The sequence below is a fragment of the Novosphingobium sp. CECT 9465 genome, assembly GCF_920987055.1.
In the GTDB taxonomy this organism is placed as follows: domain Bacteria; phylum Pseudomonadota; class Alphaproteobacteria; order Sphingomonadales; family Sphingomonadaceae; genus Novosphingobium.
This window is the reverse complement of record NZ_CAKLBX010000004.1, coordinates 35,264-58,861: the sequence shown is the minus strand read 5'-3', so window position 1 is coordinate 58,861 and position 23,598 is coordinate 35,264. Positions and strand designations below refer to the sequence as shown.

26 protein-coding genes and 1 pseudogene are annotated in these 23,598 nt (G+C 65.9%); 19 read left to right on the top strand and 8 right to left on the bottom strand.

Annotation, left to right across the window (positions count from 1 at the left end):
• The first annotated feature begins 52 nt into the window (after positions 1 to 52).
• The 9 genes from LUA85_RS21005 to LUA85_RS20965 all read left to right on the top strand — a co-directional run bounded on the left by LUA85_RS21005 (position 53) and on the right by LUA85_RS20965 (position 6,417).
• A complete protein-coding gene (locus LUA85_RS21005; RefSeq protein WP_037447387.1) occupies positions 53 to 2,101 on the top strand; it encodes a ParB/RepB/Spo0J family partition protein in 2,049 nt (682 codons plus the stop codon).
• Positions 2,102 to 2,226: 125 nt separating this feature from the next.
• On the top strand, positions 2,227 to 3,165 hold the full coding sequence (locus LUA85_RS21000) for an ArdC family protein (RefSeq protein WP_062126480.1): 939 nt from the start codon (positions 2,227 to 2,229) through the stop codon (positions 3,163 to 3,165).
• Between the two features lie 15 nt (positions 3,166 to 3,180).
• The gene (locus LUA85_RS20995; RefSeq protein ID WP_016510938.1) at positions 3,181 to 3,672 is read left to right on the top strand and encodes a hypothetical protein; all 492 of its coding nucleotides are present in this window, start codon (positions 3,181 to 3,183) and stop codon (positions 3,670 to 3,672) included.
• A 40-nt stretch (positions 3,673 to 3,712) separates the two neighbouring features.
• Positions 3,713 to 4,027: a hypothetical protein gene (locus tag LUA85_RS20990; RefSeq protein ID WP_010408907.1), complete on the top strand. Its 315-nt coding sequence runs from the start codon at positions 3,713 to 3,715 to the stop codon at positions 4,025 to 4,027.
• An 84-nt stretch (positions 4,028 to 4,111) separates the two neighbouring features.
• The gene (locus LUA85_RS20985; protein ID WP_024310640.1) at positions 4,112 to 4,303 is read left to right on the top strand and encodes a hypothetical protein; all 192 of its coding nucleotides are present in this window, start codon (positions 4,112 to 4,114) and stop codon (positions 4,301 to 4,303) included.
• Positions 4,304 to 4,354: 51 nt separating this feature from the next.
• Positions 4,355 to 4,999 (top strand): hypothetical protein, encoded by a 645-nt coding sequence (locus LUA85_RS20980; RefSeq protein WP_010408914.1) that lies wholly within the window; start codon positions 4,355 to 4,357, stop codon positions 4,997 to 4,999.
• A 37-nt stretch (positions 5,000 to 5,036) separates the two neighbouring features.
• Positions 5,037 to 5,660 carry a hypothetical protein gene (locus LUA85_RS20975; RefSeq protein ID WP_010408917.1) on the top strand — a complete coding sequence of 208 codons (624 nt, stop codon included), beginning with the start codon at positions 5,037 to 5,039 and terminating at the stop codon, positions 5,658 to 5,660.
• Positions 5,657 to 5,902 (top strand): hypothetical protein, encoded by a 246-nt coding sequence (locus LUA85_RS20970; RefSeq protein ID WP_079247040.1) that lies wholly within the window; start codon positions 5,657 to 5,659, stop codon positions 5,900 to 5,902. Before LUA85_RS20975 ends, LUA85_RS20970 begins: the two co-directional genes overlap by 4 nt.
• Complete coding sequence (locus LUA85_RS20965) at positions 5,899 to 6,417, top strand: thermonuclease family protein (protein ID WP_113668078.1); 519 nt, start codon at positions 5,899 to 5,901, stop codon at positions 6,415 to 6,417. Before LUA85_RS20970 ends, LUA85_RS20965 begins: the two co-directional genes overlap by 4 nt.
• A 63-nt stretch (positions 6,418 to 6,480) precedes the next feature.
• On the opposite strand, the gene LUA85_RS20960 is transcribed toward LUA85_RS20965, so the two are convergent.
• Positions 6,481 to 7,005, bottom strand: a complete 525-nt coding sequence (locus LUA85_RS20960) for a hypothetical protein (protein WP_016510268.1) — start codon at positions 7,003 to 7,005, stop codon at positions 6,481 to 6,483.
• Positions 7,006 to 7,080: 75 nt separating this feature from the next.
• Here LUA85_RS20960 and LUA85_RS20955 point away from each other — a divergent pair, with 75 nt between their 5' ends.
• On the top strand, positions 7,081 to 8,388 hold the full coding sequence (locus tag LUA85_RS20955) for a hypothetical protein (protein ID WP_062126483.1): 1,308 nt from the start codon (positions 7,081 to 7,083) through the stop codon (positions 8,386 to 8,388).
• A gap of 43 nt (positions 8,389 to 8,431) precedes the next feature.
• Entirely contained in the window at positions 8,432 to 8,869 is a 438-nt protein-coding gene (locus LUA85_RS20950) for an HNH endonuclease (protein ID WP_062126486.1), read from the top strand.
• Here the strand turns inward: LUA85_RS20950 and LUA85_RS20945 are convergent.
• Positions 8,841 to 9,023, bottom strand: coding sequence for a CsbD family protein (locus LUA85_RS20945; RefSeq protein ID WP_016510257.1), 183 nt, complete (start codon positions 9,021 to 9,023; stop codon positions 8,841 to 8,843). The genes LUA85_RS20950 and LUA85_RS20945 overlap by 29 nt on opposite strands.
• Positions 9,024 to 9,196: 173 nt before the next feature.
• On the opposite strand from LUA85_RS20945, the gene LUA85_RS20940 reads away from it, so the two are divergent.
• The 8 genes from LUA85_RS20940 (at position 9,197) to LUA85_RS20905 (ending at position 15,256) form a co-directional block, all read left to right on the top strand.
• Positions 9,197 to 9,865 (top strand): hypothetical protein, encoded by a 669-nt coding sequence (locus tag LUA85_RS20940; RefSeq protein WP_035386547.1) that lies wholly within the window; start codon positions 9,197 to 9,199, stop codon positions 9,863 to 9,865.
• Positions 9,866 to 9,878: 13 nt separating this feature from the next.
• On the top strand, positions 9,879 to 10,433 hold the full coding sequence (locus tag LUA85_RS20935; RefSeq protein ID WP_062126489.1) for a hypothetical protein: 555 nt from the start codon (positions 9,879 to 9,881) through the stop codon (positions 10,431 to 10,433).
• Positions 10,434 to 10,449: 16 nt separating this feature from the next.
• Positions 10,450 to 11,655 (top strand): helicase HerA domain-containing protein, encoded by a 1,206-nt coding sequence (locus LUA85_RS20930; RefSeq protein ID WP_010408937.1) that lies wholly within the window; start codon positions 10,450 to 10,452, stop codon positions 11,653 to 11,655.
• The gene (locus LUA85_RS20925) at positions 11,652 to 12,926 is read left to right on the top strand and encodes a hypothetical protein (protein WP_024310654.1); all 1,275 of its coding nucleotides are present in this window, start codon (positions 11,652 to 11,654) and stop codon (positions 12,924 to 12,926) included. Before LUA85_RS20930 ends, LUA85_RS20925 begins: the two co-directional genes overlap by 4 nt.
• Entirely contained in the window at positions 12,923 to 13,108 is a 186-nt protein-coding gene (locus LUA85_RS20920) for a hypothetical protein (protein WP_024310655.1), read from the top strand. The genes LUA85_RS20925 and LUA85_RS20920 overlap by 4 nt, the downstream gene beginning before the upstream one ends.
• A 93-nt stretch (positions 13,109 to 13,201) precedes the next feature.
• A complete protein-coding gene (locus tag LUA85_RS20915) occupies positions 13,202 to 14,899 on the top strand; it encodes an ATP-binding protein (RefSeq protein WP_062126492.1) in 1,698 nt (565 codons plus the stop codon).
• Position 14,900: 1 nt separating this feature from the next.
• Complete coding sequence (locus LUA85_RS20910; protein WP_062126497.1) at positions 14,901 to 15,095, top strand: hypothetical protein; 195 nt, start codon at positions 14,901 to 14,903, stop codon at positions 15,093 to 15,095.
• Positions 15,092 to 15,256 (top strand): hypothetical protein, encoded by a 165-nt coding sequence (locus LUA85_RS20905; protein WP_231472242.1) that lies wholly within the window; start codon positions 15,092 to 15,094, stop codon positions 15,254 to 15,256. The genes LUA85_RS20910 and LUA85_RS20905 overlap by 4 nt, the downstream gene beginning before the upstream one ends.
• Before the next feature lie 70 nt (positions 15,257 to 15,326).
• On the opposite strand, the gene LUA85_RS20900 is transcribed toward LUA85_RS20905, so the two are convergent.
• The 6 genes and pseudogenes from LUA85_RS20900 to LUA85_RS20880 all read right to left on the bottom strand — a co-directional run bounded on the left by LUA85_RS20900 (position 15,327) and on the right by LUA85_RS20880 (position 23,554).
• Positions 15,327 to 17,774: a DEAD/DEAH box helicase family protein gene (locus LUA85_RS20900; RefSeq protein ID WP_231472241.1), complete on the bottom strand. Its 2,448-nt coding sequence runs from the start codon at positions 17,772 to 17,774 to the stop codon at positions 15,327 to 15,329.
• Positions 17,771 to 19,201 (bottom strand): hypothetical protein, encoded by a 1,431-nt coding sequence (locus LUA85_RS20895; RefSeq protein WP_231472240.1) that lies wholly within the window; start codon positions 19,199 to 19,201, stop codon positions 17,771 to 17,773. The genes LUA85_RS20900 and LUA85_RS20895 overlap by 4 nt, the downstream gene beginning before the upstream one ends.
• Before the next feature lie 39 nt (positions 19,202 to 19,240).
• Positions 19,241 to 19,678, bottom strand: a pseudogene (locus tag LUA85_RS21775) (TniQ family protein); the annotation flags it as partial.
• The gene (locus tag LUA85_RS20890; RefSeq protein WP_033964132.1) at positions 19,675 to 20,826 is read right to left on the bottom strand and encodes a TniB family NTP-binding protein; all 1,152 of its coding nucleotides are present in this window, start codon (positions 20,824 to 20,826) and stop codon (positions 19,675 to 19,677) included. The gene LUA85_RS20890 and the pseudogene LUA85_RS21775, both read right to left, overlap by 4 nt.
• On the bottom strand, positions 20,805 to 22,916 hold the full coding sequence (locus tag LUA85_RS20885; protein ID WP_231472239.1) for a Mu transposase C-terminal domain-containing protein: 2,112 nt from the start codon (positions 22,914 to 22,916) through the stop codon (positions 20,805 to 20,807). Before LUA85_RS20885 ends, LUA85_RS20890 begins: the two co-directional genes overlap by 22 nt.
• The gene (locus tag LUA85_RS20880) at positions 22,913 to 23,554 is read right to left on the bottom strand and encodes a hypothetical protein (RefSeq protein WP_231472238.1); all 642 of its coding nucleotides are present in this window, start codon (positions 23,552 to 23,554) and stop codon (positions 22,913 to 22,915) included. Before LUA85_RS20880 ends, LUA85_RS20885 begins: the two co-directional genes overlap by 4 nt.
• Positions 23,555 to 23,598 lie beyond the last annotated feature (44 nt).

Genomic DNA, 23,598 nt, shown 5'->3' with positions numbered 1-23,598 from the left:
GTCGGGGGAAACACCCGTGCACCGGACACTTTCCCGCTCATGGAGACGATAGATGACCCAGACCGTCAAACTCGCGAAGCTGAAGCGTTCCGAGAAGAACGTGCGCACCACCCCGCCCAAGAATATCGAGGCGATGGCCGCCAGCATCCGCGCTCGCGGCATCATGCAGAACCTGCTGGTGACCGCCGCCCGCCCGAAGGGCATGTTCGAGATAATCGCCGGCGATCGCCGCTATCTCGGTGCGATGATGCTGGCCGAAGCCGGCGAGATCGTTGCCGCCGACTATGACGTGCCGGTCAAGATCATCACCGGCGACGAGGCGGACCTGCGCGAGGTGTCGCTGACCGAGAATTTCCAGCGCGAGCAGATGACCGTCGCCGAGGAATGCGTCGCGTTCCAGCACTTCCTCAAGACCGACGGTGACGTCGACGCGGTCGCCAAACGGTTTGGCCAGACCCGCCGCTTCATCGAGGGACGGCTGCGCCTCGCCGATCTTGCCGAACCGATCTTCGAAGCCCTGGCCGCGGGCAAGATCTCCTACGAGATGGCCAAGGCCTACGGCTCGACGGCCGACAAGGCCAAGCAGGAGCGCGTGTTCGAGCAGTATGGTCACTCGTCCTACGTCAACGCCGACCAGATCCGTCGCGCGATCGCCAACGACACGATGAAGGCGACGGATCCGATCGCGATCCTGGTCGGTGCCGATGCCTATGTCGCCGCGGGCGGCCGCATCGAGCGCGAACTGTTCAGCGAGGACGGTGACCGCTGGACCGACCCGGAACTCGCGCAGACGCTCGCTGCCTCGCTGATGGAGGCCGAGGCCAAGCGGCTCGGCGAGGAACTGGGCGTCGCATGGGTGCGCCCCGTCGCCACGACCAGCCTCTACGGCATCACGTCCGACCTCCACCGCGTGACGCTGCCGGCAGCGCCGCTGACGGACGAGGAACAGACGCGCTGCGACAAGATCGAGGAGCGCGTGCAGGTCATCGAGAGCGATATGGAGGACGAGGGTATCGATGACGACACCTATGCCGCGCTCGATGCGGAATCGGATCGGCTGCGCGAGGAATATCAGGCGATCCACGACAAGGCGCCCGAGCTGACCGACGAGGTCAAGGGCCAGGTCGGCGTCTTCCTGACGCTCGGCCGCGACGGCAAGATGACGCTCGACACGACCTATTACAGCGAAACGCCGATCCGCCTGCCCGGGGACGATCGGCCGCTGCCGTCGTCGCCGTCGTCGCGTCGCACCGCCGACCTGCCGCCCGAGGCGGTCGCTCCTGGCGGCAAGCCGCTCAGCGCGCGGCTCCATGACGAACTGGCGGTCCAGCGCCGCGACATCCTCGCCGCCTCGATCCTCGGCGATCCGGGGCTCGCGCTCGACTATATGCTGTTCTGCCTCGCCGACCCCAGCCACGGCTACGGCCGCTACGGGACGACGGTTCGGGCAGGGCGTCCGCAGGACCCGCAGATGCCCAAGGATCAGCCCGCCACGCAGGCGCAGGTCGCGATCGCCGAAGCCCGCGAGGGTCTCGACACGTCGTGGACGGAAGGGTCGAACCCGGTCGAGCGGTTCGAGGCGTTCCGCGCGCTCAGCGACGACGCCAAGGCGGCCTGGCTCGCGGTCGTGGTGGCGACCTCGCTCGAGGCCAAGCCCGATTACAGCTCGGTCACCACCAACCCGCTCCATGCGCGGCTCGCCTCGATCCTCGAGATCGAACCCGCCAAATGGTGGCGCCCTACCTCGGCGAACTTCTTCGACCGCGTGTCGAAGGGTACGCTGCTGGCGCTGCTCACCAACGTCGGGGGCGCGCCGCTCGCGGCCCGCTACATGGCCTCGAAGAAGGGCGAGATCTCGACCAGCTGCGAGAAGCTGTTCGCCGGCGAAGCGATCACCGAGGCGGAGACCAAGGACGCGGCGCTGGCCTGGGTGCCCGACGCGATGCGGTTCGATCTCGTGTCGGTCGCCGGTGCCGACGAGGCAATCGACGACGAGCCCGGCGATGAGGGCTTCGACGACGACGACTACGGCGACACCGATGATCTCGGTGCCGACGATGCCGGGATCGACAGCGACGAGGCGCTGATCGCGGCCGAATAGCCCCCCGATACCCCCGGCCCGTTCGTCTCCCGGGCACACCTTGGCGGCTGTCCCTCACCGGGGCGGCCGCCTTCTTTTTACCCGCGGACCGTCACGCGTGGCCCGCGCATCGAGGGAGCTTTCCCATGACCTTTCACCGCAAATCGACTGCGCCACGCCGCGATGTCGCGGCCGAGATCACCAACCTCATAATCGCCAAGCTTGAAGCCGGCGTCCTGCCCTGGTCGCGCCCCTGGGGACTGACCGGGGCAGGGGGGCGACCGCTGCGGCATTGCGGCACGCCCTACACCGGCATCAACGCGCTCTATCTCTGGGCGATCGGCGACGCCCAGGGGTTCTCTGGCCGCAACTGGATGACCTACCGACAGGCGACCGAGTTGGGCGGACAGGTACGGCGCGGCGAGCATGGCGCGCACAGCGTCTATTATTCGACCTTCTCGAAAACCGAGGCGGACCGCGTCACCGGCGAGGCGGCGACGAAGAATATCCGGTTCCTGCGCTCGTACACGGTGTTCAACGTCGATCAGATCGACGGTCTCCCGGCGTATTATTATCCGGTGCCCGCACCGCCCGAACCGCGCATCGAGAGCCGGCACCGCGCCGCGATCGATGCCTTCTTCGGAGGCCTGCCGGCGACCGTGCGGCATGGCGGCGATCAGGCATTCTATTCGCCGATCGGCGACTATATCCAGCTACCGCAGCGCGGCGCGTTTCGCTCGGACGATCATTACGCCAGCACGCTCGCGCACGAATATGTCCATTATTCGGGCGCGCCGCAGCGCCTCAACCGCGAGTTCGGCAAGAAGTTCGGCGACAACGCCTATGCGTTCGAGGAGCTGGTCGCCTGCATCGGCCAGTGTCTGGTGTGCGCCGACCTCAATCTGCCCGGCGAGCTGCACGACAACCACGCCAGCTACGTCGATCATTGGCTGAAGATCCTGAAGGGCGATTCAAGCGCGATCATCAAGGCCGCGGCGAAAGCCGAGCAGGCGGTGACCTGGCTCCATAACGCCGCCGCGGGTGGCGCGCCCGGGATCGACCAACCCGAAGCCCTCGCAGCATGACCTGGAGATCGCACCATGCACATCGAATTGCGCAAGCTGAAGGTGGTCGACGCTTTGTCCGAGGAAACGACCTGCTACTCGGCCGAGATCTGGATCGATGGGCAGCGCGCCTTCCTCGCCTCGAACCGCGGTCATGGCGCCGCGGACGATTACCATGCCGTCGGCAGCGTCACCGAACAGGCGGTCGATGCCTGGCTCGCCGCCAACCGGCCCGTCTCGCGGCTCGGCGACAGCGTCATGCCGCACTGCCTCGAATTCGAGGTGGCGGCGCTCATCACCCGGATCGAGGAGGCGAAGCGGCTGCGCCGGCAATGCCGGACGAAGCTGGTGACGATCGAGGGCGACCAGGTGTTCTGCTATCGGCTCAAGGGCAGGACACCCGCCATCGTGTTCGCCGGCGTGCAACGCCTCACCCCGTCGGCGCGCATGGTCAACGGCGATGACGCCGCGCTCGACGAGGCGGTCGCCGTGATGATCGCCCAGGCCGGGAAGCACGCCCCATCCTGATCGCATGACAGCTTCCACCCGATAGGACAGGATACGCACCATGCAACCGCAACGCCGCCCCCTCATCCGCGCACTCGCCTTCGACGAGGTCGGCGCCGCGATCGGCCGCCTCGTGGATGTCGCCTCGTCCGATACCGGGCAGGCCGCGCGCGTCGCGGACTTCCTGCTGGCGTGGTGGAATGGTGACGACAACGGCCACTTCCCCATCCTCCACCTCAGCAACTGCGACGCGATCATTTCCGAGGACATGCTAATTGTCATGGCCTGGCTCGCGCAGGAGCCTGCGATCTATCCCGATGCGTGGGGCTATCGTGACGCAATGGTCGACCTTGTCGGCCGATGGAGGCTGCGATGAGCGCACGGCCGTTACAACCATTATGGGCCTGCTTTCGTTTGCCCCGAACGCAATCATGGCGGCAGACCGTAGTGGGAGACTGGCATGAGCGATAATATACGGCTCGCGCTAATGCGGCAGGCGCTCGCGCTTTATGACGCGACCGACGACGGAGCGACCGTTGCCGCCTGTCATCTGCAGGCCGCGGTCGATGCGGAGCAGGGTCTGCGGCCTATGCAACCGGGCGAGGACATCGATCCTGAAATACCGGAGCAATTACGTAACTGGTTATCGTGAAGGGGAGGGGGAGCGAATTTCTGAGCGCGTGAGGCGCTCGGGAGATCGCTCATGCCCTACGATGTCGCCTTCCGCCACCAGCAGGCGCTCGACCCGAGCGCGCTGGTCACGATTGGAGCAAGCCTTCACGCCATCACCCGCGCGATCGACGACTGCCGCAACGCCGGCATCGCCTTCGAGACCGATCCCGCGGTCATCCTGCTCGCCCGCCATCTCGCAAGCGTCACCGCGCGGCAGTCCGAAGACGCGCTCCTCAAGCGGCGCTGCATGGACCGTATCGCCGAGCTGCGACAGCACCCGGCGCTGCTGACGCTCGCGGTGCGCGGCGTCGCGCACGATGCGGCCGCCAAGGATCGCTTCCACAGCGACGGACGCAAGGCGCTGCGCCGGCTCGCCGAAACGCTGGGGCTCGACCCCGCGCACTACGACCTTCGCTCGAACCGCAGCCACGCCTCCCGGTCCGGCGAGATCACCCTCCACGGCGAGGAGCTGTGGATGCAGCTATCGCTCCACGGCACCATGGCCGACCGCGAGGTCATCTACCGCCGCGTCAGCGGTCGTCACGATCACCTCGGGGAGCGCGACTGCTACGCCTCGATCCGCGACCTGCTCGCGCCCGAGCGGTTCGCCGTGCGGCTGCGCAAGGAATTGCGGCTCACACCGCCGGTCGCCGAGCCGGTCAGCCTGTTCGGCTGATCGATCACCCGTCCACACACGCGAAAGGACCGCCATCATGGGCTGGCTAAGCATGCCGCTGTCGTCGATGTTCCCGCACACAGGCCCCAAAGCCTATCTCGACGCGCAATTCACCTACGACAACCGCGATGCCGACGGGAAGGGCAAGGCGCTGCGCGTCATCGCCTCTTCCTGCCTGCGCAACAAGGTCTGGTACGCGGCCGTGGTGCCGTCGACCGACGGCACCGACGAACCCGCCTTCGCGGCCGTCTGCCTGGTCAGCTGGAATCCGCGGGCCAAGGACGGATTCGTGTTCGCCTACAAGGATATGACCGAACACGCCGGGCCTTGCGAGGCCGAATGCCCCGAGCGCATCCTCTCGCTGCTCGGCGATACCGACGATCCCGGTGCGCTCGACTGGCGCCGACGCTGCCTCGAGCGGCTCGCGACCCCGGTACGCCCGCTCGAACACGGCATGCACATCCGCTTGCCGAGCAAGGTCACCTTCGTTGACGGCTATGAGGGAGACGAGTTCATCGTCCACAAGCGCGGCCGCAAGATCTCGCTCGCGATCCCCGGCAACAGCTACCCGAAATATCGGATCGGTAACCTTCGCAAATGGGCGTGGACACTCGTGCCGCCCAAGCCCGAAACTCGCGTCCACAAGACGGTGTTCGGTTGATCGCCGACATCCCCCACGTCAGGATCATCGCCATGTCCGCCCCGTATCCGCCCGTCACACCCAGCCCGAAGCGGTCGCAGCTCTGCAGCCGAGCCCATGCCCAGCGCGTCGCCATGCGGATGTTCGATGCCGGCGCACGCCAGGTCTCGATCGTGCGCACCGGCGATCCGCTGCAACCCTTCCGCGTCCTCCCGGTCATCGTCGACGGGCCGAACGTCGAAGTCGAATTGCGCTACGCATGAGGGGCGCCCTGCTCCTCGGCATCGCCGCGCTCGCCGCCTGCGGGGCAGGGGAACCCCAAGGCCGCGACGGGGCGACGATCACCGGCGAGGGGCGGGCGATCGACGGCGACACGGTCTCGGTCGATTTCCGCCTGTCGGGGGCCGACGCCTTCGAGCGCAAGCAGATGTGCTCGAAGGACGGTGCCTGCTATCCGTGCGGCCAGTTCGCGCAGGATTCCGCCTCGCGTATCCTCAAGAGCAGTGTCGCCACGATCCGCATGACCGGCGCGAGCAGCTACGGCCGTCCGATCGCCATCGTCACGGTCGACGGCTACGACCTGGGCGAGCAACTGATCCTGCAGGGTCTGGCGGTGCCGGCGACGCAATATCTGCGCGGCGATCCGCAGCGCGCCGCGCGCTATGTCGCTGCGGCCGAACAGGCGCGATCAGCGGGCCGCGGCGCCTATGCGGGAGAATTCATCGATCCGGCGCGCTGGCGGCGCGGGGAACGGCTCGCGTGCGAGGCGCGTTACTGATATCCCCCCCTGGAAGAGGCGGTCCGGCATGCTCCCTTGCCGAACCGCCTTTTCTTTTTGTCGTCAGCCCTTGAGCTTCGGACCGGGGCCACGATCGTCGGAATCGTAATCGGGTCCCGGGTCATGCGACCAGGACGCGCCGATCGCGAACGCGGGGTCGAAGCGGCCCAACGGACCATCCGGCTCGGCCGCGACATACGGATTGACCAGCGGCTTCACCGGCAGCTTGTTGCGATAGATGTGCCCGGCGATGCGACCGCGCGCCTCCAGCAGCTTCTCCAGCCAGACGAGATCGTCGAGCATGGTCACGACGCCCTTGCCGGCGACGCAATAATAGAGGCACCGCTGGAAATCGTCGCACGCGGTGCTGAGGATCGTGGTCAGCTTGACCTTGCCCTCGTTCTCGCCCTCGTGGATCCATTCGAGCGATTCCCGCAACTCGCGCGCCGAGAGATACGCATCCTCCGGATTGCTGCCGATGCACGCCCCCGCGAGCATGCGCCGGGTAACGCGAATATCCAGATCGACCGACAATTCGGTGAGCACCGCATCGAGGTCGAACTCTCCGATAAATTCCGAACGCTTCATGGCCAGCTCCTTTGTTCATTGAACGTAACGTGAACAAAGGCGACAAGGCAAGCATTATGGAGTAGCTTCACCACCATGTGGCTCGTCCCACGCGATACCCGGGGTCTTACCCTGCGCTCGCCCGTACCCGACGTGGTGCGCGAGGCGCTGGTGCGCTGGTACACAGGCGAAGGCGAGGACAGCGATCACCGCGCCTCGGTCATCATGGTGGTCAAGGCACGCGATCATCACCAGTGGATAGCCTGCGACTGCCTGGGGGAGGGGACGGACCCGCCGCTACTCTCGCCGGCCTATCTCTCCGAAGCCGAAACCTATTACCTGCGCCGGCTCACCAGCATCCGCCAGCGTCGCCCCGAACATGACGTCGACTGCCCGTTCTTCCGGGAGCAGGCGCCGCCCCGCATCCGCGAGAAGGCGACCACCACCCCGCGCACGATCAACGAGCCCGACGGGCTGTTCTCGGCGCACCGGCTCGCCCCCGAGAAGCTGGCGCAGCTCCCTGATGACAGCGAACCCGACGATCGCACCCGCGGCGTCGCGATCCCGCGCCTCGCGCGCCTGCTGTGGCAGTTGATGGAAATGGCGCAGGTCAACGTCGTCGAACCACTCGAGGTCGGCGAGCCGCGCACGACATCGATGGCGAGCGAGTTCGCGGCGATGCGCGCCGCGGCCGAGCGGGTCCAGATCGCACCGGGCATCCCGCTCGCGCGCCATCTCTACACCCATATCGACCCCTATGAACGCGGCGTCGTGTTCGCGAAACTGCGCGAGGCGGCGAAGAAATGGCCGAGCGAGCACGCCCCGCAGGCCTTCCTCCTCCTGTATGCGATCGACGTCTCCGGCTCGACCATCACGCTTGCCGAAGGGCGCGAGCTGATCGTCAAGAACCGCATCCGCCACATCGGCGTCCACCAGCGCCACATCGGACCGCCGTATCTGGTCCTGGCCGTCGTCGGCGAGCACAACCCGCGCGAGGGCTATGCGTGCCTGCGCGCCTATGCGCAGCCGATCGCGCGCCCCGCCAATTTCGTCGCGATCCACAATCTCGCCGAACGCAAGACGATCGTCGGCCTGCTCGATCTCCAGTACCGGCTTCGCCGGCGCGGCATCGGCGTCGGGTTCAAGCGGCTCCTGTTCGATATCGCGACGTCGATCGGCGAGATGCGTCCAGACCTCCTTCTCGACCTGCGTGATTTCACCACCGGCGAGGTGATCGAGGCGGCGCTCGAGGTCGTCACCGGCGACGACGCCGATGCGCTCGGGCTGAAGCTGCGCCAGGTCGAGAAACTTCGCGAGATCGCCCCCGTCGTGACGATCCATGCCGAGGATCTCGAAGGCGACAGTCTCGAAACCGCCGTGCTTGACCAGCTGCACATCGGATGACGTCGTTGGCAGGAATTTAATCCAGGGCCACCATTCTCGCATCATGGCATCGACCACCCAAGCCAGAAACCAGCGGCGGATCCTGCGCTGGGCGCAGTCGTCGCTGTGCGCCGGATGCGGGATGCCCCTGCCGAGCCCGCGGCGCCTCGCCCGCCATCATCCCGATTACCCGACGTTCGACCATGTCACGCTGCGCAGCGCGGGTGGACGGCGATCGCTGTCGAACGGCCTGCTGAAGCATCTGCGCTGCAATCAGGCGCGCGGCGCGAGGCCGTCCACGGGGTGCGATGCGATCTGGATGACCGTGGTCGCGGCACGGCTAGCCGAGCGCCCGCGCAGCCTCAAGTCGATCTTCAAAGGTGGCGCTCGAAATCCCGGATTCCCGGCGCGCAAGGAAAAGGCCGCCCCGGTTGCCCGAAGCGGCCCGATCGTGTCATCGAAGGTCGGGGGGGTCAGATATCGTCGCCGAGCGCGCCCTTGACCGATCCCTTGACGTCCTGACCGGCGCCCTTGACCTTCTGCGCCTTGCCCTCGGCTTCGAGACTGGCGTTATCGGTCGCCTTGCCGATGCTTTCCTTGACGTTGCCGGCCAGCTTGTTGCCTGCCGCCTTCAGCTTGTCGGTTGCTTCACCCATGATCGATCTCCTGTCGTGAAATATCAGGACTGAGAACACTTTGCGCGTGAGCGCGATCCGTGCGGCCAGTCACGGCTGCACCATGAACGACCCTGCCTGCCGCCATCATCCCGGTCTGCCGAGGGGGAGGAGAGAGAGAGGGAATCTGTCGAATCCATTGAGGGAGACGACAGATGACCCGGTTCCAGCCCAGCCCACGCCCTGAGACGACACCCTGGGACGCACCCGACCGCGCTGACCAGGTCCTGCCCGGCATCTGGCGCGTATCGACACCCAGTCATGGCGGATATGTCCTGTCGGACGAACGCCAGGCCGCGATGCCCGAGGCGCTGCGCCGCGACGATCCTTACTATGAGGAAGACGTCGATTACGCGCTGGTGCTCTACGCCTTCGGCAGCGAGTTTCGCCGCCTGCCCATTCCGGGCATCGCCCTGCAGGTCGAGAACGCGCGCCGTTCGGTGCGCTGCTGGCATCCCGACCGCTGGACCGCGCTGACCGGCGAGGAAGTGTCGATCCACGACAGCCACGTCGTCCGCCGCCGCGCCGCCTATCAGGTGATCATCGGCCAGTACGAGAGCGTCTCGGCGTCGGGTTCCTGGGCGGACTGGGTGCCCGAGGGCAAGGTCGGCTGCGTCTTCCGCCGTGTCGTCAGCGTCGATGCGCTCGGCTTCGCGCGCCACGAGGGCGCGCCGATCCACGGTCTCGTCGACAAGGACCGTTACGAACGCCGCCAGATGCCCGAGACGTTCGAGAGCCTCGACGCGGTCCGCGTCGAAAGCACCGCCCCGATCTCCAAACAGGTCGACGCGAGCGCGCTCGCGCACCTCCTCCCCAGCGCCTGAAAGGACCGCCACGATGAGCGTCTATCTCTATCTGTTCCACGGCCGCGCCACGCCCGACGAGGACGTCGAAGACTGGGGCTGCGAAGGCCCCGCGATCGGACCGCTCGACTATGTCCACACCACCTATGGCAGCGAGGTGAAGATCCGCGGCGCGAAGGCGGTCCTGGAAAAGTTCTTCCCGAATTCGGAAATTCATTTCCACGACGGCTACGGCGAACACGCCATTCAGCTCGCCGGCGACTGCTTGCCCTACGACGGCAAATTCTACGGTGACTGGTCGATCTGCACCGGGGATCGCTTGTGCTCGCCTGCCGCCTCCCGGGTCAAGCCGGTGTGCGACGACTGCGGCAGCGACAACGTCACCAAGGACGCCGTCGCGGCCTGGGATGAGCCCGAACAGGCCTGGGTGCTGCTCAGCACCTACGATTCCACCACCTGCCAGGACTGCGAGCGCGAAAGCGACGACATGCTCGAATGGCGGACGCTCGATGGTGCGCCCGCTCCCGATCCCGACGCTCCCGCCATCCCAGCCAACGATCCGGCGCCCCCTGATGCCGACGCCGCCTGACCCGGAGGACCACGCCATGACCTGTGTCACCCCGATTCGCGCGCCCGAGGCCGCGGACAATCGCGTACCGCTCGGCCATCATTCGACCGGCACGCTCAGCCTCGACCTCGATCGCCTGCTTGCCGGACGCCTGCTCATCCAGGGCAGCTCCGGGGCGGGCAAGAGCAGGACCTTGCGCCGGATCATCGAGGAGGCGTTCGACTATACGACGCTTGCGATCGTCGACCCCGAGGGGGAATTCGAGAACCTCGCCCGCCATATCGGCGCGACCACGATCCGCGCGGTCGAACTCACCGCCGACGGGCTGACGGCCGCGGCGACGCGCAGCCGGCGACATCGGCTGTCGATGCACATCGACCTCACCGACCTCGATCCCGACCAGCGGATCATCAAGGCAGCCGCGTTCTTTGCCGGCCTGGTCGGCGCACCGCGCGAGGACTGGGCGCATACCATGCTGGTGTGCATCGACGAGGGCCATCTGCTCGCACCGCATGTCGCCGGTTCCGCGCTCGATGCCGATGCCCGCCGGCTCGGCGTCGCCACCCTGACCGACCTGTGCGCGCGCGGCCGCAAGCGCGGTCTCGCCCCCGTCATCGCCACCCAGCGCCTCGCGAAGCTCTCCACCTCGGTCGTGTCCGAGCTGCAGAACGTGCTGGTCGGGCTCAACGTCTTCGACCGCGACATCGCGCGCGCGGCCGACCTGCTCGGCTTTCCCGCGCGTGACGCCGACCTGCTGCGCAACCTCGCCCCCGGCGATTTCTTCGCGATGGGTCCGGCGCTGTCGGCAACCCCGGTGCTGGCGCATATCGATCCCACCATCACCGAACATCTCGGCAAGACCCCGGAACTGCGTGCCGCCGCGTCCGTCGATGCCGACGAGGCGGCGAAGCTGCTCGATCTCGCGGGCCTGGCCGAGGTCGCGGACCACGGCCCCGCCATCGCCCTCAAGGGCACGCGCGCGCTCGACGCGTTCCTGCTCGATCCCGCTGCGACCGACGCGGCCGCGATCATGGACGCGCTGAAGCGCATCTCCCCCAACGCCAGCACCGCGCGCGACCTCGCACGGCACCTGTCGCTCGACGCCGAGCGCACCGACCGCGCGCTCAACCTCCTGTCGGCGATCGCCGCGGTCGACACCATGCCCAAGGGCGACGACCGCATCGCCCGCCTGCATGCACGGCTGCGCGCGCGGCTGAGCGACGTCGCCGTGGTGTCGCTGTGACCGACCTCGCGCCCGATATCGTCGAGCTGGTCGCGTGTCCGAAGCTGCCCGAGCCGTGCGGGCGCCTGCGCGAGATGCCGTTCCGGCACGATGCCTGGACCCCCGACGAGATCGCCACGGTCGAACGCATGTTCTGCGACGACGCTGCGATCGACGACATCGTCGCCGCGCTCGGTCGCGGCCGCGCCGGCGTGCGCGACAAGATCGCCAAACTGGGCCTGCGCCGCAATTCGTCGCGTCCGTGGTCGACCGACGAAGACGCATGGCTCACCCGCGAATATGGCCTTCGCCCCACGGCCGATCTCGCTGGAGATCTCGGCCGCGCCTGCACCAGCGTCTATGCCCGCGCGGGCGTGCTCGGGCTGACCGAAGGAAATCCTCCAAAATGGAGCGACTGGGAGGATGCCCAGCTGCGCGCCGGCTACGCGCAGGCGATCCCGATCGCACAGATCGCCACGCTGATCGGACGCCCGCTGTCCGGCACCGCGACCCGTGCCAACGCGCTCGGTTTGCGCCATCCCAACAAGCCCGCTGACTGGACCGAGGCCGAGGCGACGCGGGCGCTGACGCTGGCCGGGGAGGGGCTTCGTTATATCGCGATCATCGACATTCTCGCCACAGAGGGCTTTCCGCGCAGGACCAAGGCTGGCTTCGGGCCGCACCTGCGCAAGCTCGGCTATGGCCGGGGATGGGGCCGCAACTGGACCCCTGACGAAGACACACTGCTCATCCGCGCCTATGCCGACGGGGCAAGCCTGACCCCGCTCACGACCAGGCTCGGCCGCACGAAATGCTCTATCCGCTGGCGCGCCGACTATCTCGGGTTGCGCGGCACACATGCCAACCGCGACGGGTTCCGGGGCGGGCCGGTGTGGAGCGACAATGATCTGGAAAGGCTGCGCGACCTTTACGGCACGATGCCGATGGACGCCCTGGCGACGAAGATGGGTCGCACCAAGGCTTCGCTGTTCACGCGCGCGAACATCCTCGGCCTTGTCCACGGCTATCACCGGAAATGGACCGAAGAGGAGATCCGGGCGCTGCGCATCGCGCACGACTTCGGCGTCGCGCTGCCTGATGTTGCGGCAGCGATCGGCCGCAAATATCCAGCGGTCCACAAATATGCCGAAAAGCACGAGCTTCGCTTCTCGCGTCGCCCGCGCCGCGCAGCCCCCTGGACGCTCGCCGAAATTATCGCGCTCGATCCTTCGGGAACGGGCGTCACCGACCATGTTGCCATCCCCGGCACAATCGATGAGGAAAAGCCATGACGCCGCTTCGCCTCGCCCGCGATATCGCAACCGGCGCGCCGATCGACCGCGACACCCGGCGTGCCCGCCTCCTCGCGGCGCGGCGCTATGCGATCAACTCGGTCCCGCGTCGCGGTATCCTCAGCGGTCACTGGGACGCGGGCACCGTGGTCGGCGCGTTCCGCGACGGCAAGGCAGGCTGACCAGGGCTCGGCCCGATGCGCCGATGAAGGAGAGAGGGAGCGGGGAGGGAAGGCGTGACGGACGCCTGAGCCCTTTTCCAGGAGCGCACTCCCATGATTCCCGCCACCATCGCGACCGCGGTCGCCCCCGAGACGATCGCCAAGGTCACGCGCCTGTTCAACAATACCGCGTTCGACGTCATCTGCGAACTCCTCCAGAACGCGCGCCGCGCCGGTGCGACCGGCGTCGCGCTCGCGCTGAACGGCGCCGGCGCCGAGCACTTCCTGCACATCACCGATGACGGCCACGGCATCGCCGATCCGGTGAGCATCGTCACGCTCGGCCGCTCGGGCTGGTCCGACGAGACGCGCCGCGCCGAAGATCCCGCCGGCATGGGCGTGTTCAGCCTCGCAGGCCGCGACGTCATCATCCGCTCCTTCTCGAAACCCGACCGCCAGGGCTGGATGGCGCATATCCCGGCCTCGGCGTGGGAGACGAGCCGCCCGATCGCGATCGAACCCGATCCGATCATGCGCGGCACCGCGATCACCGTGCGCGTGCCCGACGAGTGGCTGAAGACGCTCGAGCGCGACGTGGCCCGCGCCGCCAAACATTATCCGGTTCCCGTGACCTGGAACGGCGCGGTCCTTCCGCAGGAGGACTGGCTGAAGGACGCGGTCCATGTCGAGGAATGGTACGGCGTGCGCATCGGCGTGTTCCAGAAACACCCCTCGCATTATTCCTCGCGCGACGGACGCCTCAACTTCCACGGGCTGACCATCCCGTGCGACCTGCCGTATGTTCAGGAAGTCGACCGGGGCGGCCACTGGATCGCGCGGGTCGACATCTTCGACGCGCCGCAAATCCAGCTCGTCCTCCCGGCGCGCAAGGAAGTGGTCGAGAACACCGGCATCGCCGCCCTGCGCGATGCGGTCCGGCTCGCGATCTACCGCGCGATCGAGGCCGCGGGGACGCACCGGCTGTCGGCGCATGACTGGCGCGAGGCGCGCTCGCTCGGTATCGCACTACCCGAAGCCGAGCCCTATCTGTTCGCATGGACCGCCTATGCGGCCGACAGCTCGCGCAACTACGAGAGCGGCGCACGCGTGACCGACACCGGCATGGTGCTGATGCCCGACTTCGATGCGCTGATCGGCCAACCCGCGCAGGCGGCGATCGCGAAGCATAATCCGTTCGGTGGTCCGCTGGTCGAGGCCCAGGACGCGTTCAAGGGCTATGGCTGGTACGATATCCTCGCCCGTGTCGAGGATATGCGGTTCCGCGTCACCCAGGGCGACCGCACCTTCATCGTCTCCGACAGCCGCGAAGCCCCCGCCGAGGCGGAAAACGGTTGGGTCGAGGCTATCACGCTCGAGGCGACGATGAGCCACGCCGGCGCATTCATCGAGGTATCGACCGACGCGGATGTCGCCTTCGCACCCGACCAATGGTCGTGCAACTCGGTCGACGAGACGTCCGTCTTCGTCCGCCGGGGCAGCGAAATCACCGCGCTCGGCGTCGCCGACATCCTCGAAAGCGCGATCTTCTATGCCAGCGACGACAGCGATGCCGACAGCTACGATACGCAGCTCGAGCGCTTCCAGGCCGATGCCGCCGAACGAATCATCGGCCTGCTCGAAGGCGACGATGCCGCGCTTGAGAACCGCATTCGCGACAAGCTGGCGGGGCATTATTTCCTCGTCCCCGAGGACCGGACGGTCACCGTCGTCATCAATCGCGACCGGCTCGACGTGACGATCACGCCCCGCGCGGTTCCCGCCGCGCCCAAGGCCGCGGCGGAGGACGCGTGACATGGCGCGCTACAACCACGCCTACACGCTCGCCTTCAGCCTCGTCTCGAACGACGACAAGGGCCACGACGTCGATGCGCGCCAGCTGAAGGCGGCGCTGCTCGCACGGATCGAGAATCTCGACGAGGAGGGTAGCTGGATCGAGTCTGCCGGTGCGCCCTATGACACCTATCTAGAACCGGAGGAGGCGCCATGACCGGCGCGCCAGTTCCGGTCGTGCCGCTGGCGCCGCCGCCACCAGTGGTGCTGGCCTACGGCATCGGCGTCGACAGCACCGCGCTGCTCTGTGGAGAATCGATAAGCGCATATGACGTTGACGGTTGCGGGCGGCGTCCGGCGACCGTCGAGAACCATTAATCTCATTCGCAGAATCGGTTCTCGATTCGCCGGCGGCTTCCGAGAATCGATAAATGATTCCACCCCCAGATTACTCGATGCTGTAGCCGAGCGCGCGATATCCGGCCTGGCGCTTGGCGGCCATGCGCGAGAGCATCGGGACCGCATCGTCGATATAGTCATAGACGAGCACGTCAGTTTTCCCCGCGTGCCGGCGATGCAGGCGCCCTACATACTGGGCGAGCGTCCCTTTCCAGGAGATCGGCATGGTCAGGAACAGCGTGTCGAGACGGTCGTCATCGAACCCTTCGCCGATGTAGCGGCCCGTTGCGAGAATAAGCCGCTCCTCGCTGTCAGGCACACGCAGTGCGGCGTCCGCTACCTTGCGTTCCGCCGCGCTCATTCCACCCCGCAACACCACGAGGTTCCGCACGAACCGGGATAACCGGCCCTGCAGATATTCGAGATGGTCCTTGCGCTCTGTCAGGATTACCGGCGACCGCTTCGCCTCCAAGGCACGCAGCACGTCATCGAAGATAAGATCGTTTCGGGCCACGTCCTGCGCCAGCGCGGCATAAACCGCCGGCATCGGCGGTCTGTCCATGATCGCGAGCGGCTGCGGCAGCCGGAATGCCGTGCGTCGTTGCCGTGTGCGATGGGCGATCCCGCGGCGGGCAGCCTGGGTTCGCGCATCCACCCGATAGCGGATCGGGCCGCACTGCATGAAGATGATCGGCTGATGCCCATCCTTGCGCGCAACCGTTGCGGACAGGCCGAGCACGAACCTGGCCTTGGCGCGCCGAGCCACAAGCTCGAAGCTCGCCGCGGACAGGTGATGGCACTCATCGACGATGAGGTGACCATAATCGCCAACCAGATCCGAGACCTCGCCGTGCCTTACGAGGCTCTGTATCAGCGCCACGTCGATCACGCCTGTAGGCTTCCGCTTGCCGCCGCCGATCGTCCCGATCAGCTTCGGATCGATATTGAGGAACGTTCGCAGCCGTTCGACCCATTGGCTGAGCAGTTCCTTGCGATGGACGAGCACGAGTGTATTGACCTGCCGCTTTGCGATGAGGTGTGCGGCTACCACCGTCTTGCCGAACGCCGTTGTCGCGGCCAGCACCCCATCATCATGCGGATCGAGCGCGTCGACCGCCTTTTGCTGGGGTTCTTCGAGATCACCCTGGAACGACAGACCGTCCGGGAGCGGAGTCCCTGCCATTCGCTGGTCGTCGATCCTGACAGTGCTTCCATGAGCAGCGATAAGCGCGACCAGTTCGTCGAGGCATCCTCGCGGCAGCCCGATATGTTTCTGGTGAAGCTCCGCGCAGGAGATGATCCTCGGCTTGCCGAACGTCGGCAGGCGCATCGCCTGCGCCCGATAGAACTCGGGATTCTGGAACGCCGCGAGCCTGACGATCTGCGCGGTTAGCGCCGCCGGCAACCCAGTCCGGTCGATGTAGACCTGATCGCCCAGCACGATATCGAGTGTCCCAGACAGCGGTTCGGCCACAGGCAACAAGGGCGGCCGCCGGGACGGTGTCATCCGCCAGGGCTCGGCGGCATGCTCGTCCTCCACCGGCATCCGCACACCCAGCACCCGCCCGCGCATTTCCGCGTCGGCCACCATGCGCGCGGCGTCGTGCGCATCCAGCTGCGACAGCGAAGACAGGAACGCCCATTGATCGGGATAGGGGCGCAACTGCTCATCCACGAACAGGCTGTTTCCCCGCCGACGGGCGTGCCCCTGCAGCGGCAGCGCGATCAGATTGCCGAACCCGCCGAGCGGCATGGTGTCCTGGCTCGGGAAGAAGCGATCATAGGAGCCGAACCCGATCTCCGGACGTCGCTCCATCGTGTCAGTCAACAGCGATGCGCCAAGAGCGCGGGCGGTTCGTGCCGGCACGGCGTCGGCGAAGAAGATCCAGACATGCCCGCCATTGCCGGAACGGGATCGCTCAAGTGCCGCAGGCACCCCTCGCAGGCGGCAGGTTTCCATCATGGCCAGCGCGTCCTCGGCCCAGCTTGCCTTGTCAAAGTCGGCTGCGAGGAACCGGCAACTCTCATCGGAAAGCAGCGGGTAAACGCCTGCCACGAAGTCGCCGGCATCCGATCGCGAGGATGCGCCGCCGCGCAGATGCTTGTCGATCACCTCGTTCGTCACGGGCAGGAAAGCCTGGTGCGCGCACTCGCCGCATTTGACCTGTGGCTTGTCGCAGAGTCCGCGTTTCCATTCGTTGCCGCAGGCGGGTGCATAGCCACCGCGCCCGGTCTTGCGATTGTCCCAGCGCAGTGGGAAGACATCCTCGCGACCGGCGAACAGCCTGCGGAACAACGCGACCTTCTTATCTGTCGGCGATGTCGCGGTCACCGGAGCGTCGGAGAACAGGGAGATCGCATCAGCTTTTCGGTGCTCGGTCGATTGTTGCGTCGCGACGGCGTCCAGCGCTGCGATCACCGCTGCCCGCTCGTCATCCAGCGCCTTGAGCCGGGCCCGCAGCCGCGCCGCTTCATCCGTGCCGGCAGATCCGTTCACATTGCTGCAGTCGTTTCGGGCAACCGATCACGGTAGACTCCGCGGATCACTTTTTCGGCGCTCTCGCGGTGATAGAAGGGCTGCAGCTTTCGGCTTCCAGCGATCGCCGGCACCAGACCGGCGCTCCGCAGATGTTGATGAACCCTCACGGCATGCGTAGCTTTGCCGGGGATGCGCGCCAACTCGGCAGCGCTGACGAAGCGCGCGCCGAACGCTTCGACCTCTGCTCGCCGTAAGGCGGGCATGATCCTGAGGGGTGTCTGTTTCCTGTCGATTGTCAGCCATCCCATTTGCTTGAGCTTTGCGACCGTCGGGATGGTCACGCCGAGGTGCCGCGCAGCTTGCGCCATGAGCATGAACATCGGATCGTCCTCATATTCGAGGCCGGTGATCACTGCGTCGGTATCGACCAGTATCTGCGCAAAGCCCCGTTCGCCGCGCAAGCGGCCCGTAGCCCTGATCTGGCCACGCAGCAGCCCGCCGATAATCGCCTCCGAAGAGCGATAACAGATGCGCACGGCCCGCAGGATCGTCTCGCTGCCTGGCGGCGGCGCTGTGACGAACGGCGCATCGCCGTGCAAAGCCATAAGGAAGCGGTCGAGATCTGCCAGACGATACTGCGCCGGGATCGACGCTCCACCAAGCGGGAAGGCGCGGGGAAGATAATGTCGCGCTATGAGCGCCTTGAACAGCCCGAGACCGACGCCGAGATAACGCCGTGCGTCCTCGGGAGAACAGGACTCGCGGAAGAAGGCCGTCAACGGCTCCTCGAGGGATTTCGGCACGACCATACCCCGGGCGTTGCTCGGCAGCGAGTCGATCAACCTCAATGCCGCAGCTACGGTCGCGACCCGTTCAGCGGATACGCCGCAGAGCTTCGCCAGACCGCCTAGCGTGGTGAGATCGCCTTCTGTTGCGGGTTGGCGGAACAACATCGTGCCTGCTGTTATCGGCACATTCTTCACCACATGATTCCTGACGACCTCCCGGATCGGGTCGAGAGTCGGATTGGTGGACAGGCCGAGCCAGTATTGCAGACGCCCATAGACACCCACAGGCGTCAGACGCTTGAGCGGACATGCCGCCAGCATCCCGTCCAGCATCTTTTCGAACTGGTTGGGGAAGTCCTCGCAGACCGCAAAGCCCGCCGCCATGGTGCGGGCACGTTCCGCCGGCTCCTGCCGGCGCCAGCTGATGATCGATCTGCCCCAGCGTGCGACCGAGCCCACCCATTGCATGATCTCGGCGGCGTCCGCGAACGCCAGGCTGTCGAGGAACGCGTGGGAGATACGGGGTCCATCACCAAGCCTGCCGACAAGATAGGCATCGCCGATCTTGCCGTCCGACGTGATCGCTTCAGTATATTCCTGCGTCAGATCGTGCCCACATGTGCAACGCGCTGGTGAGAGGTCCGAACGGCGGAACACGTGCCGACAGGCAGGACATATCGCCAGCAGCGCCCGACCGTGATGAGGACAACTCGATACCTTCGCCAGGTCCCACCAGGAGCGCCGCCACGGCCGACAGGCGACCGGCCCGTGACCCCGCTCGATATCCGATCGCATGCAGTCCGGGCAGATACGGGCGAAGTGACAACTATAGCTGATATTGCCGCTGCGGCTCACAAGCTCACCTGCAAGGACGCTCCCACCCTCGGTCTGCAGTATCGAGTTACGGAGCAATGTTTCGAGCGGGACGCCGCTGAGCCGCGCGATATCGTGAAAGCGTCGCCCACGCTCCATATCCCGAACGAAGTCGGTCCGGTCGACCAGCGGCACTTGACGCGCAAATTCCAGCTGGGTTTCACAGCCATGCCGCAGGGCAAGCCGGTTGAACAGTGCCCAGCCTGGCTCGAACGTTGCCGGCCGCACCCGCAACGCAAGTCGAGTTGCCGATGCTGTCATAATCCCTCGCGCACGAAGGGCCGCAGGGGTTGCGCGCCCCTTCCGCGCAGCTTTGTGACGCGGCTCATGTTCTTGGGCGACGGAGGTACGGCGTCGCGCAGCCAGATCTCGCGCAGGCGTTCGGCCGAACACAGGAAGGGGTTGTCGTGGTGAGCCGGGCCGCCGCTCGGAACTGACGGTACATCCTCAAGGATCGCATCGAAGTCCAGCATATCCCTGACGTCGGGCTCATAAATCGGATGCCAGCCCGCATGAACCTCTCCCAACAGGTTCAGATCGATCGACCGCTGGCTGATCGCCAGTGCCACGCTCAGCGCCTGGCTCAGATATTTGGAGACGATCCCGATCTCGCCGCCCGTCGCGACGTAGATGCGTTTTGCCATCTCGTGCTTCGCGAGGCCGGACGCATCCGGCAACCCCATCATCTTCTCCATGACGCCGAGCACGCCAGAGAACATCGTGCGGCCGCTCCGCGTCGCCCAGTCATAGGGCTTGAGGATGATCGTCGGTTGCAACCGGCGGCGCAGTTGCATCGTCTTCTCGCCCGCCACGGAGATGTCGAGCAACCGGGGAAGACCCGCGATCACGATCTGGACTTTTACCCGGTTGAGCAACGACTTGATGAACTCGGTCACTTCCGCCGTCATGTCGGGATTATTCTCGTTCACCATGTGATGCCCTTCGTCGATGAAGATCATCTCGGTGCCCGTCTCCTCGGCATAGAAGGCGATCTTCTCGATCACCTCGCTGGCGTTCCAATGGTCCCGCGCACGATAGCCGTAGGCGCCGAGGATCGCCCCCACCAGCGCCCGTCGCGTCGTCCGTTCCGGTGCTTCAACATAAACGATGCGGCGGATATCGGCATCCTCCGTCGCGCTATCGGGATAGTCGGCCATATAGTCCTCGAGCGCCGTCGTCTTGCCGGACCCAGCAGAGCCGATGATGAGCAGGGCCCGGGCCTTGAAGCGTCGGCCGTCCTCGCGCGGGCGGTATCGGCCATGTAACTCGCGGATCGCCGCCTTCGCGCCCATGTGCCGCGTATGCGGGATCACCGTGGTCTCGAACGCAAGCACGGCGTCGGGCACCGCTGGCCGTGCCGGTAACGTCGCGGCGCGACGACGATGTGTCATCGCCTCGGGTCCGACCATTGTGCAACCAGAGCCTCGATGTCCGCGTCGAGATCGATGACGGGAGGCGACGGCACCGGTGCCTGTTTCGCCGCACGTGGTGCGGTTTCTACCGCCGGTGCCGGCGTTTCTATTTCAGGCGGTCGCTCTTGGCCTTCGATCGGCGTGAAGTAGCGACCGTCGGTCTCATACCGCGCCGCCCGCGTCTTGCTGCGGACTTTACTCGCCTCACTTTGCAGATCTCCCGCCGTCTGTTCGGCAAGGCTGCGCGCCGCTTCGAGATCGGCGACCGTCACCGGCGCATTCTTCGGCAGGCTTCGCTTTGCGATCGAGCGATGGATCTTGTGCTGATATTTGGAGACGCCCCGCGATATGCACTGGTCGACACACGGGATCATCAGCCATTCGCCACGCTCGTCGTCGAGCAGCCAGACCTCACCCAGATCATAGGGATCGTAGCGTAACTCCCAGTCCTTCTCCAACCCGCCGCGGCGCGCCAGCAGGGGTTCGAGCTTCTCCCGATCAGCATAGAGTAGCCCCTCATATTGGATGCCGATGTTGGAGATGCGCCGGAAGAAGGTCTCTCCGGTCAGCCGTACAATATGGTCGAAGTCGGGAACCGGGCGCACTGGGTAAAGTGCGCTGAGTTCTCGCCAGCGCTCATAGGGCGTGCATTTCAACGTATCGTGGACGCTGTGATGATAGTCGTCGACGATCCACTTGAGGATACGACTGCGCACATCCTCGAGCGACAGCCTTGCCCGCGCCACCGGATCATAGAGATCCATGGTCCGCGACGATGTCGTGCCTTCCTCATGGCTGAACACCTGCACGCCGATGGTCTGGAACACGCGCTCGACCGCGCCCTTCAACCATGGCATTTTCACCGGCAGATTGACGATGCCGATGTCGAGCATCCTGGCGGCCGTCTGCAGCGATTGCGACCGGAACTCCTTGCCGTAGATCAGCCATTCGGGCACGCCGTGGCACGGCCAGTCATGCTCGATATCGGCGAACCCGGAGAGATCCTTCTTCCACAAGGAATGGGCAAGCGCTCTCTGGAGTGAGGCATAGGACGGCGCCTCGAAGCTCAGATGGACCCCTATGATCATGCGGGTGGCGCGATCGAGAAGCGCGGTGAGCCAGGGCCGCCCCAAGGCGCGGCCGCTCTCCGGATGCACCACCACCAGATCGATCAGACAATGATCCACCTCCACTTCTTCGAGCGGCCGTTCTGGCGGGCGCCGCCGCTCGAAGATGCCGAACTTCAGCCAGGCGGCACGCCGGCCGAAGCGACGCTCATATTCCTGTCGCTCGGTATAATTGTCGCGGATAAACACCCGGAAGGTGCGGTCGCTGACCGCAGGAACATCCTGTTCGCGGCACAGATCGACATAGCGGCGATAGGCATAGTTCTTCCGCCGCCGCGGCATGCCCAGATACCAGACTTCGACGGCTTGCCGCATGAGCTTGTAGGTATCGGGATAATCGCCGTTCGCGCGCGCATAGCGGGGTTGGCGTGCCCCGCGCCGATGATAGTGCGGGATCAGGAGCCGGATATCGCGACCGTGCCGACTCCATATGCCATACCACGCCCGTACTGTATAAGGATTGGGCCGGGCCACTGCCTTGGTGCGGCGCGGTTCGCCGTTCCCTTTTCGCCGCTCCGCGACCATCCGGGCCGCAAGCGCGGTATCCTCGCGTTCCCATTGTTCATGATGCGCGTCGAACACGGCCTCAGCAGCAGCGGCATAGGCGCCCATAAGTGTTGGGTGCTCGCCGCGAATCGCGTCGACCATGCGTACATAGGTGTCCCTGCGCTCGGCCTCGCGGCGGATTTCTTCGGGCCAGAACTCCCAGGTTTTCTCCAGCGTCTCGGCGATGGCCTTGGGCAGGCCGTCCGCATTGCAAGGATGATGCGTCAGCCGCCGGGCACCATAGACGATGTCGATTTCATCGTCGCTCCATGTTCGCGCATCGCTGCCGCTCTGCGGTCGCATCAGATAGCCACGGCGCTTGCGCTCAATCACCAACCAGAGCGCCACCTGACCTTGATCGTCTCGGATCGAGAGCGTGTCGCCTTGCTGGAAGCGCATCGGCGTTGCGTTCATTTCGCATTCCTCCCCCGCATGAGGACGGTATCGTCATCGAGCGGTCGCTCGAGATCCATCGCAAACTCGCCGACTGCCACGAGGCCGAGCACGATGTTGACATGCACGGGGCGGCCGCCGAGCGCCTCGGCGGCTGCGCCCAGGTTCGACGGAAAGGGGAGGCGGGTGATTGTGGTGTGGATCGCGTGGAGGTTTTCTGCCGCTAGCACCGCCACCGTTGCGCGCAGGCGTCGCGCATTCGACAAGCGTGGCTGTCGCCGGATATCGGTATCGAGCCACATCTCGTGCCGGGCCCCACGCGCGGCGCACTCGGCTTCGATTGCTGGCAACCGTCCGCCCAATGTCGGGTCAGCCGCCAATCGCGTGGCCAGTTTCACCTGCCGGTAGATGACCTCGCCGCCCACCGTCTCCAGCCGGATATCGGGGGTGTAACGCCGCTGTCGGCCCGCATCCGTCCAAACGAAGGTTTCCGGTTGCACCCCGAACTGCGCAACATCGGGATCGAAGTCGAGAAGTAACAGCGCATCGCGCTCGAGCAGGCTCTCATAAGGCAGCGCATCGCCAGCCTTGATCGACTGATACCAACCCGTGCACGATCTTCGGCCTGGCCGGTCTGCCGGGTTTCGGGCGAACCGCACCGTTGCGTCAGAACGCAAACGGGCTGATTTGTCGGTCACGCCGA

Bases quoted from the DNA above. Each gene is read 5' to 3' on its own strand.
- LUA85_RS20965 (WP_113668078.1), top strand. From the start codon at position 5,899: ATGAGGGGCGCCCTGCTCCTCGGCATCGCCGCGCTCGCCGCCTGCGGG.
- LUA85_RS20885 (WP_231472239.1), bottom strand. From the start codon at position 22,916: ATGAACGCAACGCCGATGCGCTTCCAGCAAGGCGACACGCTCTCGATC.
- LUA85_RS20945 (WP_016510257.1), bottom strand. From the start codon at position 9,023: ATGGGTGAAGCAACCGACAAGCTGAAGGCGGCAGGCAACAAGCTGGCC.
- LUA85_RS20955 (WP_062126483.1), top strand. From the start codon at position 7,081: ATGTGGCTCGTCCCACGCGATACCCGGGGTCTTACCCTGCGCTCGCCC.
- LUA85_RS20940 (WP_035386547.1), top strand. From the start codon at position 9,197: ATGACCCGGTTCCAGCCCAGCCCACGCCCTGAGACGACACCCTGGGAC.
- LUA85_RS20990 (WP_010408907.1), top strand. From the start codon at position 3,713: ATGCAACCGCAACGCCGCCCCCTCATCCGCGCACTCGCCTTCGACGAG.
- LUA85_RS20905 (WP_231472242.1), top strand. From the start codon at position 15,092: ATGACCGGCGCGCCAGTTCCGGTCGTGCCGCTGGCGCCGCCGCCACCA.
- LUA85_RS20890 (WP_033964132.1), bottom strand. From the start codon at position 20,826: ATGGTCGGACCCGAGGCGATGACACATCGTCGTCGCGCCGCGACGTTA.
- LUA85_RS20950 (WP_062126486.1), top strand. From the start codon at position 8,432: ATGGCATCGACCACCCAAGCCAGAAACCAGCGGCGGATCCTGCGCTGG.
- LUA85_RS20960 (WP_016510268.1), bottom strand. From the start codon at position 7,005: ATGAAGCGTTCGGAATTTATCGGAGAGTTCGACCTCGATGCGGTGCTC.
- LUA85_RS20930 (WP_010408937.1), top strand. From the start codon at position 10,450: ATGACCTGTGTCACCCCGATTCGCGCGCCCGAGGCCGCGGACAATCGC.
- LUA85_RS21000 (WP_062126480.1), top strand. From the start codon at position 2,227: ATGACCTTTCACCGCAAATCGACTGCGCCACGCCGCGATGTCGCGGCC.
- LUA85_RS20995 (WP_016510938.1), top strand. From the start codon at position 3,181: ATGCACATCGAATTGCGCAAGCTGAAGGTGGTCGACGCTTTGTCCGAG.
- LUA85_RS20910 (WP_062126497.1), top strand. From the start codon at position 14,901: ATGGCGCGCTACAACCACGCCTACACGCTCGCCTTCAGCCTCGTCTCG.
- LUA85_RS20920 (WP_024310655.1), top strand. From the start codon at position 12,923: ATGACGCCGCTTCGCCTCGCCCGCGATATCGCAACCGGCGCGCCGATC.
- LUA85_RS20980 (WP_010408914.1), top strand. From the start codon at position 4,355: ATGCCCTACGATGTCGCCTTCCGCCACCAGCAGGCGCTCGACCCGAGC.
- LUA85_RS20935 (WP_062126489.1), top strand. From the start codon at position 9,879: ATGAGCGTCTATCTCTATCTGTTCCACGGCCGCGCCACGCCCGACGAG.
- LUA85_RS20975 (WP_010408917.1), top strand. From the start codon at position 5,037: ATGGGCTGGCTAAGCATGCCGCTGTCGTCGATGTTCCCGCACACAGGC.
- LUA85_RS20915 (WP_062126492.1), top strand. From the start codon at position 13,202: ATGATTCCCGCCACCATCGCGACCGCGGTCGCCCCCGAGACGATCGCC.
- LUA85_RS21005 (WP_037447387.1), top strand. From the start codon at position 53: ATGACCCAGACCGTCAAACTCGCGAAGCTGAAGCGTTCCGAGAAGAAC.
- LUA85_RS20985 (WP_024310640.1), top strand. From the start codon at position 4,112: ATGAGCGATAATATACGGCTCGCGCTAATGCGGCAGGCGCTCGCGCTT.